The 10313-nt window shown below is 66.4% G+C and carries 12 protein-coding genes; 3 read left to right on the top strand and 9 right to left on the bottom strand.

All coding sequences use genetic code 11. The annotated features are described in order from the left end of the window. Both VGF64_00630 and VGF64_00625 read right to left on the bottom strand, forming a co-directional pair. A partial coding sequence (locus tag VGF64_00630) for a metal-sensing transcriptional repressor (protein ID HEY1633233.1) occupies nt 1–112 on the bottom strand: 112 nt, incomplete at its 3' end. A 156-nt stretch (nt 113–268) separates the two neighbouring features. Beyond that, the gene (locus VGF64_00625; protein HEY1633232.1) at nt 269–457 is read right to left on the bottom strand and encodes a hypothetical protein; all 189 of its coding nucleotides are present in this window, start codon (nt 455–457) and stop codon (nt 269–271) included. Nucleotides 458–678: 221 nt separating this feature from the next. Here VGF64_00625 and VGF64_00620 point away from each other — a divergent pair, with 221 nt between their 5' ends. Beyond that, complete coding sequence (locus VGF64_00620; GenBank protein ID HEY1633231.1) at nt 679–1314, top strand: class I SAM-dependent methyltransferase; 636 nt, start codon at nt 679–681, stop codon at nt 1312–1314. Between the two features lie 31 nt (nt 1315–1345). Here VGF64_00620 and VGF64_00615 read toward each other — a convergent pair whose 3' ends face one another. The 5 genes from VGF64_00615 to VGF64_00595 all read right to left on the bottom strand — a co-directional run bounded on the left by VGF64_00615 (nt 1346) and on the right by VGF64_00595 (nt 4233). Next, a complete protein-coding gene (locus VGF64_00615) occupies nt 1346–2113 on the bottom strand; it encodes a thioredoxin family protein (GenBank protein ID HEY1633230.1) in 768 nt (255 codons plus the stop codon). Nucleotides 2114–2174: 61 nt separating this feature from the next. After that, nucleotides 2175–2882, bottom strand: coding sequence for a DUF2182 domain-containing protein (locus tag VGF64_00610; GenBank protein ID HEY1633229.1), 708 nt, complete (start codon nt 2880–2882; stop codon nt 2175–2177). After that, a complete protein-coding gene (locus VGF64_00605) occupies nt 2879–3241 on the bottom strand; it encodes a metalloregulator ArsR/SmtB family transcription factor (GenBank protein ID HEY1633228.1) in 363 nt (120 codons plus the stop codon). The genes VGF64_00610 and VGF64_00605 overlap by 4 nt, the downstream gene beginning before the upstream one ends. After that, nucleotides 3238–3711 carry an SRPBCC domain-containing protein gene (locus VGF64_00600; protein ID HEY1633227.1) on the bottom strand — a complete coding sequence of 158 codons (474 nt, stop codon included), beginning with the start codon at nt 3709–3711 and terminating at the stop codon, nt 3238–3240. Before VGF64_00600 ends, VGF64_00605 begins: the two co-directional genes overlap by 4 nt. Nucleotides 3712–3954: 243 nt before the next feature. Then, nucleotides 3955–4233: a hypothetical protein gene (locus VGF64_00595; GenBank protein HEY1633226.1), complete on the bottom strand. Its 279-nt coding sequence runs from the start codon at nt 4231–4233 to the stop codon at nt 3955–3957. Nucleotides 4234–4449: 216 nt separating this feature from the next. Between VGF64_00595 and VGF64_00590 the strand changes: the two genes are divergently transcribed. After that, entirely contained in the window at nt 4450–5772 is a 1323-nt protein-coding gene (locus VGF64_00590) for a hypothetical protein (protein ID HEY1633225.1), read from the top strand. A 75-nt stretch (nt 5773–5847) separates the two neighbouring features. Here VGF64_00590 and VGF64_00585 read toward each other — a convergent pair whose 3' ends face one another. Together VGF64_00585 and VGF64_00580 are read right to left on the bottom strand one after the other, a co-directional pair. Further along, entirely contained in the window at nt 5848–7416 is a 1569-nt protein-coding gene (locus VGF64_00585) for an alkaline phosphatase family protein (GenBank protein HEY1633224.1), read from the bottom strand. Between the two features lie 32 nt (nt 7417–7448). Further along, entirely contained in the window at nt 7449–8816 is a 1368-nt protein-coding gene (locus tag VGF64_00580) for a hypothetical protein (protein HEY1633223.1), read from the bottom strand. Between the two features lie 264 nt (nt 8817–9080). Here VGF64_00580 and VGF64_00575 point away from each other — a divergent pair, with 264 nt between their 5' ends. Continuing rightward, the gene (locus VGF64_00575; GenBank protein ID HEY1633222.1) at nt 9081–9827 is read left to right on the top strand and encodes a hypothetical protein; all 747 of its coding nucleotides are present in this window, start codon (nt 9081–9083) and stop codon (nt 9825–9827) included. Nucleotides 9828–10313 lie beyond the last annotated feature (486 nt).

Genomic DNA, 10313 nt, shown 5'->3' with positions numbered 1-10313 from the left:
CGTCGATGCAGTACGCATCCTCGTCCACCATGCGCTGGAGACCCCGGACCTGACCCTCGACCCGCCGGAGGCGCGTCCTCACCCGATCCTTGTTGTCTGCGTATCCGGGCATCACTCTCCCTTCGGCCATCTTGCCTCCGCCCAGCATACCCCTGTAGGGTATTCAGGCCAAGCTGCCGGACGGATCGGAGCTGACCGTCGCGATCCCTCTTTGTTGGGGGAGCCACTGGTCGCTTCGGGGAATCTCCCAGATGCTGCTCCAGCGGGGTCAGGACTTGGTGGCGATGCCTTCGAACATGTAGCCGAACGACCGCGGTCCCTTGACGTAATAGCGGTCGATCCGGGTCAAGTCGAGCCCGGAGCCTCCCACGAGCTGGTCGATCGGACGGTTGAGGTGATGGCGGCCCATGACCAAGTGGGTGAAGCGGGGAAGGAGTTGCTCCTCGTAGAATCCCATCGCGTCAGTCTGAGCCCGAACGCCGGCTGGCGTCGAGGTGGCTGGCGTCGAGGTGGCTCTCAGTCATCACCGACGGCGACGGGAAGACCGGCGAGCCGCCATTCCGGCATTCCGTCCTGGAGCCGTCGCGCCTTGAACCCTCTGGCTCGGAGCCGCTCGACGGCGTCCGGAGCGAGAACACAGTAGGGACCCCGGCAGTAGGCGATGGAATACTGTGGGCTGTGAAGCGTGGTGACCCGGTCGCACAAGAGCACCAGAGCCACTGGGATGAGGTCCACGACAAGGATGCGACCCAGCTGAGCTGGTACCAGACTCACGCCGCTGTTTCCCTGGAGCTCATCAGCGCGCTCGGTGTGCCTCTCGACGCTGCGGTCATCGACGTCGGCGGTGGGACCTCCAGCCTGGTCGACGGCCTCGTGGCCGGCGGTTTCACGGACGTATCGGTCCTCGACGTCTCGCCCCCCGCCATCGAGGTGGCCCGTCATCGCCTCGGTCCTGCGGCGCGGGATGTGCGGTGGCTGCACGAAGATCTGCTCACCTGGGAGCCGACCCGGCTGTACGGACTCTGGCACGACCGGGCGGTCTTCCACTTCCTCGTCGACCCGGCCGACCAGACCCACTACCGTCGCCTGCTCGGCAGGGCTCTTGCTCCAGGCGCCGCACTCGTGATCGCCACCTTCGCCGCCGGCGGCCCCACGTGGTGCTCCGGCCTGTCCGTCGCTCGCTACGAACCCGAAGACCTGCTCACGGTGTTGGGTGGCGACCTCCAGCTCGTCGCTACCCGACGAGAGGAGCACACCACGCCCACGGGCGCCGTACAGCCGTTCACCTGGCTGGCCGCACGCAAGGCACCATAGGAATCGGCATCAACGATCTCTTCCAGATGGGTCACCGGGTCGGGTACTCGTCGTGGCGGTGCCACCAGAAGCCGTCCTCGTTGCGACCGAGTGGCGCGCGGTCGAGCCACTGGTACATGCCCCAGAGGCCGTCCAAGCCACGCGCGTACGCCGAATAGGTGTGGTACACGACGCCATCGTCGAGTGCAAACGCGCTCACCCCGGGTCCTTCCCGCCTGTACGTTGCCCAGTCGGTCCCGACCACGCTCGATGCGAACTCGTCGAGCCCGGCGCTGTCCTGGGCGGTTGGCGGCCGAAGGTCCGACCGGCGGAAGTTGTACTCGACGGCTCCCGACCGCCATTCGTCCTCGGTGACCGCCGCCTGGAAGTCCTGGTTGAAGTCGCTGCCGAACGAAGACGGCCACGGGAAGCTCCAACCCATCCGCCGCTTGTACGCCTCCAGTTGCGCGATCGGAGCACGCGACACCGCGCAGAGCGTGACGTCGTGATTCGCGAGGTGGACGACGGAGCCGTCGAAGCCATCCGCGATCGCCGAGCAGGACGGACACCCTGCCGCGTAGTCGGCTCCGAACATGAAGTGGTAGATGACGAGCTGCGAGCGTCCTCTGAAGAGATCGGCAAGAGACGCTGTACCGTCATCGGTCTCGAAGCGGTACTCCTTCTCGACGCGAACCCAGGGCAGCTCCTGGCGTTGCTGTGCCAGTTCGTCGCTGCGCCGCGTAAGAGCCTTCTCGGCCTCGAGCAGCTCCAGCCGGGCCGCAAGCCACTCTTCGCGCGTTCCGGTCTTGTGATCGATCATTTGTCTCTCTCCTTCTTGTGGATACAGCGCCTTGGTTTGGGTCGTGCCAGCCAATGGCGTCTCACATCGGTGGCATGAGTCCGGGGACCGACGAGGGCGCGATGACGATTACGACTCCGAGTCCGAGGATCCCTAGCGCCAACGGGACGTCGATTGCGGCCTTGGCAGGCAGCAGCTTCTGGGCCACGACGAGGATGGCGATCACAGCCATCCAGGTGACGCTCATGACACTCAGGGCCACCAGCACCAGCATCAGTCCGATGCTCGAGCCGACGCAGTAGACCCCGAATTCGAATCCAGAGCGGACGCTCTCGCGGCAGCGCCTGCGGTAGTGCTGCTTGAGCGGCGTGAGCTCGTAGAGGCCTGCCGCGATCGCCACTGCGCCGGCGATAGTCGTCCCATGCGGCCGGTATACGGCGTAGACAGCGATACCGACGAGCGTCCAGACAGCAAGGTAGGACCCGACGAAGAGTGGCACGGCGCGCACACGACCACTGGCATGAGCGCGTCTCAGGACTGCCGGAGCCGCACCCGGCAGCATCATCGCGGCCATCATCGCCACCCACAGGGCGAGAAAGAACGCGAACGAACCGAGCGGTGTCGTAACGCCCATGTCCATCCCGTGCATCTGCCCGAGCGCGACGACCCAGGCTGCGGCGGCGAGCCCGAGCGTCGCCGTCAGCGAGGCGAGCCCGAGTGTCCCCGTCGGCGCGACCTGCGCAAGCTGCACCGTGTCCCGCCACCGGACCTTCGTCGACTCGTCCTTCATGATTGCCTCCTACCGGTCCGAGCTGAGTTGTCGAGATGTGCTGATTCAGCGAGTCGCTTGATGGCTTCGAGCCGGTTGTCCCATCGGGCGGCGGCGCGTGCCATCGCCTGCGTGGCGGCGGTGAGGCCGTCGGCGCGGACGACGTAACGGACCTCCCGGCCACGGCGATAGCTCTCGATGAGGCCGGCCCGCTCGAGCACGGCCAGATGCTTCGCCACTGCCTGACGAGTGAAGGGCAGTTCGCTGGCCAGCGCGGTTGGAGTCGCCTCCCCGTGGCCGACGATGAGGTCGAGCACTCGACGCCGTGAGGGATCGGCGACCGCCGCCCACAACTCGTCGTCGACGCTCTCGCCGCTCATCGCTGAGGGGACTCCTCAGGTGGCCGCACCATGTATTCACGCAGGCTCACGAGGTGCCTCGCCCAGCCCTTGTTGTGCTCGTCGGCGTACGTGGCCTTGTCCGCATCCGGCCATGCCAGCTCGAGAAGCCCGGTCTCCACGACCCGCAGGCGGGTGTGCTCGCCCTCGGGGAGAAGCGTGAACTCGACGAGGACAGAGTTGTCCTGGCGCGCCTCGACGCCCTCAGGGTGAGCCCAGCGGAAGGAGAACGTCTGAGGCGGTGCAACAGTCACGACGCTGATTCGAGCGGTCGTCGGCTTCGTGGCGGCTCCTCCATTCCAGGTGAGCGTGCCTTCGCCGCCCTCGCGGACATCGATCACGGCGGTGTCGGTGAACCAGCTGCTGATCTGATCCGGTTCGGTCACCGCTCGCCAGACGACCTCCACCGGAGCCTCGATCAGGATGTCTCGTTCGATGCGGCCGGGGATCATGGCGTTCCTCCTTTGGACATGCAACCCATGGTTGCACATCACGGTGGATTACGCAACCCCCGGTTGCGGATTGCCGGGGGTCCCCCCTACAGCCGTCGGGCTGGGACGGGGCCGACGTGGTCGCGCCACACCTCGACTCGGCTCATTGTGATGGTGGGACCATGCGTTGACGGCACGGTCAGATCATCGAGCAGCCGCAGCGCGTGCAGGAGATCGGCGCGGTCGGTGGCTCCGGCCCCCCGGTCAGTTCGCGTCGAGCGGGACCACCAGCTCGAACGCTTGGATCTCACAGGCGTGCCGCTGAATCAACCGTCCGGCGCGGTAATCGTCAGTGAAGCGATGTGCCAGACGGCTGTCCGCTGTCCATTCGCCGTCAGGGGCGAGGTAGAGCCCGGTCGAGCCGTGCTTGAGAACGCGCATGCCAACCTCGTTGGCACCCTCGCGCCCAGGAGCCGCCCGTCGGAGCCACTGGACGATCGACGCCCCTCGGGAGCGCCAGTCAGCGGCGGCAAGCTTCTCCATGAAGGCACCCTATTCGTGAGCCGCGAACGCCCGATCGGATATGTGGTAAACGGCGTGTGAAGTTCCGGCACGCATGAACACCAGGTTTCCCTGCAGTGAACACCTCTAGGGGAGCGTCGCCGATGTGACTCAGCTCCCCTCGAGGCGCTTAGCTTGAGGCCCATCGCAGGTCGCGCTGCTACCGCCGTAGCCGGCGACGCACGGAAGAGGGGCGTTGTGTCAACGCGAGCAGGTCGTTCGGTCTCGATCCTCGGCGTGATCGCGGCACTCGTCCTTTCCGGAGCAGCTTGTGGAGGCGGTGGATCCAGCGGCACGGGCGCCACGGGCTCCACGACGACCCCGAGCGGGTTCCCTCGGGGAGCGATCAGCCACGTCATGGTCATCGACCTCGAGAACACCGCGTTCTCCACCACCTTCGGACCCGCGTCGCCCGCCACCTACCTGAACGGCGTGCTGCGCAAGCAGGGCGAGCTTCTCCAGAACTACTACGCCACGGGCCACAACAGCCTCGACAACTACATCAGCCAGGTATCCGGGCAGGCGCCCACCCGGAGCACCCAGGACGACTGCAGCGCCAACAGGTCAGCCTTCGTCAACGTGAGCCCGGGCACCAACGATCCGAACCAGCCGGCAAATCCAGGACAGGTCGACGGCCAAGGCTGCGTCTATCCGACCGCCGTGCAGACCATCGCCGACCAGCTCGACGCCAGATATCCGCCCAACGCGACAACCCACGTGGCCGCATGGCGTGGCTACGAGGAAGACATGGGCAACGACCCGGGCCGCGACGGCGGCGTCCCCGACCCGAGCGGCGGCACCGACTGCGGCCACCCGCCGGTCGGTGGCCCCACAGCGGTCGTCGCCACCCCGACCGACCAGTACGCCACCCGCCATAACCCCTTCGTGTGGTTTCACTCGCTGATCGACGACCCCGCGCTCTGCGCCGCCAACGACGTCCCCCTCGGCACCCTGGGTCCGAACGGCTCACCCAGCCCGAACGGGCACCTGGCCCACGACCTTGCGAGTACCAACACCACCCCGTCATTCGGCTTCATCACCCCGAACCTTTGCAACGACGGCCACGACGCGAGCTGTGCCGGCACGAACAGTGGCGGCGGGCGCTCAGGCGGACTGGTCGGGGCGGATCAGTTCCTGCAGCACTGGATGCCGCTTGTGCTCGGCTCTCCGGCGTATCGGTCCGGCAACATGCTGGTGGTGGTCACCTTCGACGAGGCTGACGTCAATGCGAGCGACCCGGCCTACGCCGCCGCGTGTTGTGACGAGAGGCCTGGTCCCAACACCGCCGCTCCCGGTAACGCGGCCGCCAGCACCAATACCGCGCCCGGCGGTGGCCAGATCGGGGCCCTCCTGCTCAACTCAAAGTTCCTCCGGGCCGGCAGCACCCAGACGGCCACCTCGTACAACCACTACTCGGCGCTCCGTAGCTACGAAGACCTGTTGGGCCTCACCTCCGGAGGCGCCGATGGGAACGGGCACCTCGGCTTCGCCGCGGCGTCGGGACTCCAGTCCTTCGGCTGAGACGCTTTCACGGCCGTAACGCCCAATCCATGGCCGCCAACCGGCCATACCCGCGCGCCATCGTTCTCGGGCTCCCTACCCGTCATTGTCGGCGGCTTTGGCGGCAGCGGGAACCTGCGAGGGGCCGGGTGTACCGGTGAGCGTCGTGGTGGGGTGCACGGGCAGGACCACCGGCGAATGCGGGCTCTGGTTGAAGTTGAAGTCGTCCGTGAGGTTGCCGAGGACCTTCTGGTTCTCCCGGACATCCGGCCTCGGGTCGGGTCGCCCGTCGGAGGCCGGGTCTATCCGCTGCCCCTTCAGGAAGTCATCCTCGATGAACTTGTCATAGGCGTCGAAACTCAGTGCCTGGTGGTCGATGGAGCCGCTCTTCGCATAGGGGCTGACGACGATGCCTGGCACGCGAAGCCCGTAGCCGTTCTGATCGACGGTCGGCGGCACCACCTGGTCATAGAACCCACCCCAGTCGTCCCAGGCCAGGAAGATCGCCGTCGAATCCCAGTCGGGGCTCTTCATCACCGCGTTGATCAGGCTCGTGACGTAGCTCTGCCCGAAGCTGACCGGGGCAGGAGGATGCTCGCTCACGGTGCCCGACGGCACCACCCACGACACCGCCGGCAGGGTTCCGCTCTTGGCGGCGGCGTAGAACTTGTCGACCGACTGGATGTTTCCCAGCTGGTGGTCGGCCTTGACCGTGTCAAACCACGGCAACGGGTTCCAGATGCCGGGTGTGCTCGCGTTCTGCTGAATGGGCGCACAGGACTCGGCGGCGTCGTTCTCGCAGTCGGGCTCGGTACCACTCACCACGTAGTACCCCCATCCGACATGCGACTTGTCGAGCAGATAAGTCAGGTCCGTCCAGGCGTAGACGGGCTGTCCGGCCTGATTGGCGATGGGAGTACGCCTCTTGTTCCCCGCGTTGGAGCCATTCGTCGGCCCAGCCTGCCCACCGTAGATGGCCGGGGCGTTCGCCGGCCGTTCAGCGGGTCGCGTCTGCAGGGCGTTCGCACAGCTCGCTGGGTTGTTGTGCTGGGTGCAGAAGGCCGACCACTCGGACACCAGGAACAAATGTGCAGGAAGGCTCCACGAAGCGTTCGGCTCGAACATGTGGTCCTGGAGGACAAAGTCCTTCGCGTAGGTCCAGTAGTTCGGGATGTCACTCTCGGTGTGGTACCCCATGACGTCCGGTGTCGACGAGTTGGTGCACGCCGGGTCAGTCGGATCCAAGCAGCCTCGCCGGCCGGCCTCGGCCTGCCCGACGAACCCGTCCATCTTCCCGCCGTTGATGTCCGCCGTTGCGTTGGGTTGTGAGTGGGGTCCGCCCCCATTCACGTCCGCATGGTCGACATAGGGAGCATCGCAGGACCCGGTGGCGGGATTGGTCACGCACACGCTGGGTTTTCCGCCCTGCATCGGGATGCCGTCCGCTCCGGGGTACGTACCGAAGTAGCTGTCGAAGGATCGGTTCTCCTGCTGGATCACGATCACATGTTTGATCTTGTGGATGCCGGCAGGCACGATATAGCTGCCCGTAGGTCCTCCGGACACCCGTTGCCCATTGGCCGTCGACCCGCCGCTACAGGAACTGGCCACGAGCGCGACGGCGACGACCGCAGCCAGGGTCGCGGCCGACCTCGGCTTGGTCACGCGGAATGGCCTATTTCGCAGCAGTGTCATGACTACTCCCTTGTCGGGCTGTCGCCGGTGTTGATCAAAGCCAGGGTGGATGCGCCGATCCACGCCGTGCCGTCTGCTGGGTAGAAGTTGCAGTCGTATCCTCCGGAGTAGAGGCGCCCATCGCCGAACGGTGACGGCGCGATGGTCCGGACGGAAACCAGCGCCTGGCCCGACCGAATTGGATTGCCCGGCGTGGCCGACGGTGTGAAGTCAGGCCCGCTCAGACAGCGCAGGGCGTAGGTCGACGGGCCTCCTGTGTCGGTACGGACGGCAAAGCACGCCGCCGCATCGAAGACTGCGGCGCCGAAAGCAGTGGGCCCGCATATCCGAGCAGGAGGGCAGGATCCCCCGTACGCCCACTCGAATCCGAAGGCCTGCCGATCGGTCCCGCCCAGCTTGACCGGCGCAAAGTTGTTGTAGGCGGCGATCACATACGCCACCGACCCCCTGCCGGCCGCCGGTACCGGCGTGCCCCGGGTCGCAAGCATGTGGCCGATGGCGGGGATCGGTGAGAACTCAAGTGTCGGGACCAGTCCCCCGAGCGGCTGATCCGGGCTCAGCGTGCCAGTGCTGTCGAGCTCGCCCCCGGGCAAATGATCGAGCCGGTAGACGTCGCCATTTCCCTCTGTGGACAACAGAAGGGAAGGCCTCCCCTCGTGGGTGACGCAGGTCAGGCCGCGAATCCCGCTGTTGTAGGCGGCGACCGGTGCCGCCTGGTACACGAGGGTCCAGCGAGGCCCACCCGGAAGGAGGTTGGCGTCATTGCGCCGGAAGACCTTGGTGCCGATGGAGGTGTACAGCGACCCGGCGCATTCCGCGAAACCCGTCACCTTCCCGGATCGCACACCTGGAGATCCTGGCGGCGCCACCGTCAGCTCGGGTGTCGGATCGAAGGTCAGGTTGTGCGTCGTCGGCGACCAGGTACCCCGGAGGATCCCGGTCGGCTCGACTCCCGCGTAGACCGCCCAGACGCCGCCAGATTCGTGGGCACCAAAGGAGCGGACGTCGGAAACGGTGGCTGGCAGGTCGAACGCATTGCGCTCTGTGAACGAGGGCGCCCGATCGAGCAACCACTGGAGCTCTGACCGGCCGTCGACGAAGGCGTGGGTGATCAGCAGCGAATGCCCGGAACCCATGCCCTGGTCCTCGGGAACGGCGAAGGAGTCCAGGGTCTCTTCGACCCGGAGGGACTGGGTCTGCTCGAACAGCGTCCAGGGGCTGGTGCTCGAGCTCTTCACGAGGATCTGGCCGGCCGGCGACGGTCCCTGGTACTCCCACTGATCGGCCGAGGCGAACAGGCGGCCGGACTGAGCGACAAGGGCGTCAGTCTCGGTGTCGTGGGCGACGGGGCTCCGGGGATCGGTCGTCAACGGCTGGCGAGTCGCCGGTACATCGAGTGCGGTCGCCGAGCCAGGAACGACGCGCTTCCCCGAACTGGCTGGACCGCCACCGCTGCACGAAGCGGCCGCAAGCGCGAGGGCGATGACGAACCACGCCGATGGTCGCCGCATTGCCCAAGTATCGAGGATGTCCGGTCAGACTGTCAACCACGGTTGTCTATGTCCGCTGGCAGCTATCCTGTCGTCATGCCGAGGGGGGAGCGTCGGCAAGCGCGAGGTGCGGCAGACCGGCCCGTGAGTGACGCCAAGAAGTGGTTGCTTGCCCAGGCTGGCGAAGTCCCGCCATCCCTCAGAGTGGGCGAGGTCGCCCGCGCCGCGTTGCGGGCGGGCAGGCGGCGGTTTGCTCGAGTCGTCGGAGCCGCCGTGATCGTGTTCGGGGGCCTCGGTCTGGCACAGGCGTTTGTCGACCACATTCTCGACCCCGTCACTTCCTGGCCAGTCGCGCTCGTCCAGGTTGCCCTGGGAGCAGTCAACATCCTCGGTGTCATGTTCCTTGCGGGGTACTTCGGCCGGGCTATTGGCGCCACTGAGCACGGTCTTCCCGACAGAAACACCTGGTACGTCCTGCGCACCCAGCCGTACGGGCGCCTCATCGGCGCTGACCTGCTCGTCAGCCTCTGCTCGGGGGTCGGCTTTGTCCTGTTGATCCTGCCGGGTTTCGTCATCTTCACCCATCTGGCGCTAGCGGGCGCCGCGATCAGGTTCGAGGGTCGAACCGGCATCGAAGCGCTGCGACGCTCGGCGCAAGTCGTTCGACATCACTTCTGGATAGTGGCTGCCTTGGCCACTCTCCCCTTGATCGTCGCAGGTGCCATCTTGTTCGGCGTCGACGCATTGTCCCGACAGCCCTTCGTCGTGTACTTCGTCGTGAGATTGGTGGCTCAGGGTTCCATAGCCGCTGTCTCCGGCCTCATGCTCTCAGAGCTCGGCTACCGCCTCTTCGCCACGCAGTACGCGCAGAAATCGCGCTCCGGCGTCTGACGCTGAGGTGACGGCGTCAGGCAGTGAGGACTCCCCAGCGAGACCGCCGCAGCGGCTCAGAAGGCAGCCGCACGCCGCTCGGCGAAGGACCAACTCTTCGCCGTCGCGTCGATCTCATTCGTGGTGCGACCCAGCAGCAGCCGCAAGATCAAGCCGACCCGCGCACCAGGCCAAGTATGGTCTGCGCCGCGAGCGGTCCACAGGGTGACCTCGTCGGCATGTCCCTCGACGCCGTAGGTAGTCCGAGTCAGTGTGGGGCTCACGGTAACCTCGACAGGCTGAGCGGGAAGGCGGTTGACCACAGCCCATCGTCGGGCTGCCTCGGGCACGCTTTCGTTCCAGCGTTCGCGCCTCCCATCGAGTTCGCCGAGGAGGCCGAGCCTCACAGCAGGGCTGACGGCTGGCCTTGGTCGCGACCCGAACTGGCGACGCACCAGCGCTGCCCCAAATAGCTGACTATCGTTCCTCCGCTGTAGCTGAGCTCTA

It is taken from the genome of Acidimicrobiales bacterium (assembly GCA_036491125.1).
Taxonomy (GTDB): Bacteria; Actinomycetota; Acidimicrobiia; order Acidimicrobiales; family AC-9; genus AC-9.
This window is presented reverse-complemented; position numbering and strand designations above follow the sequence as displayed.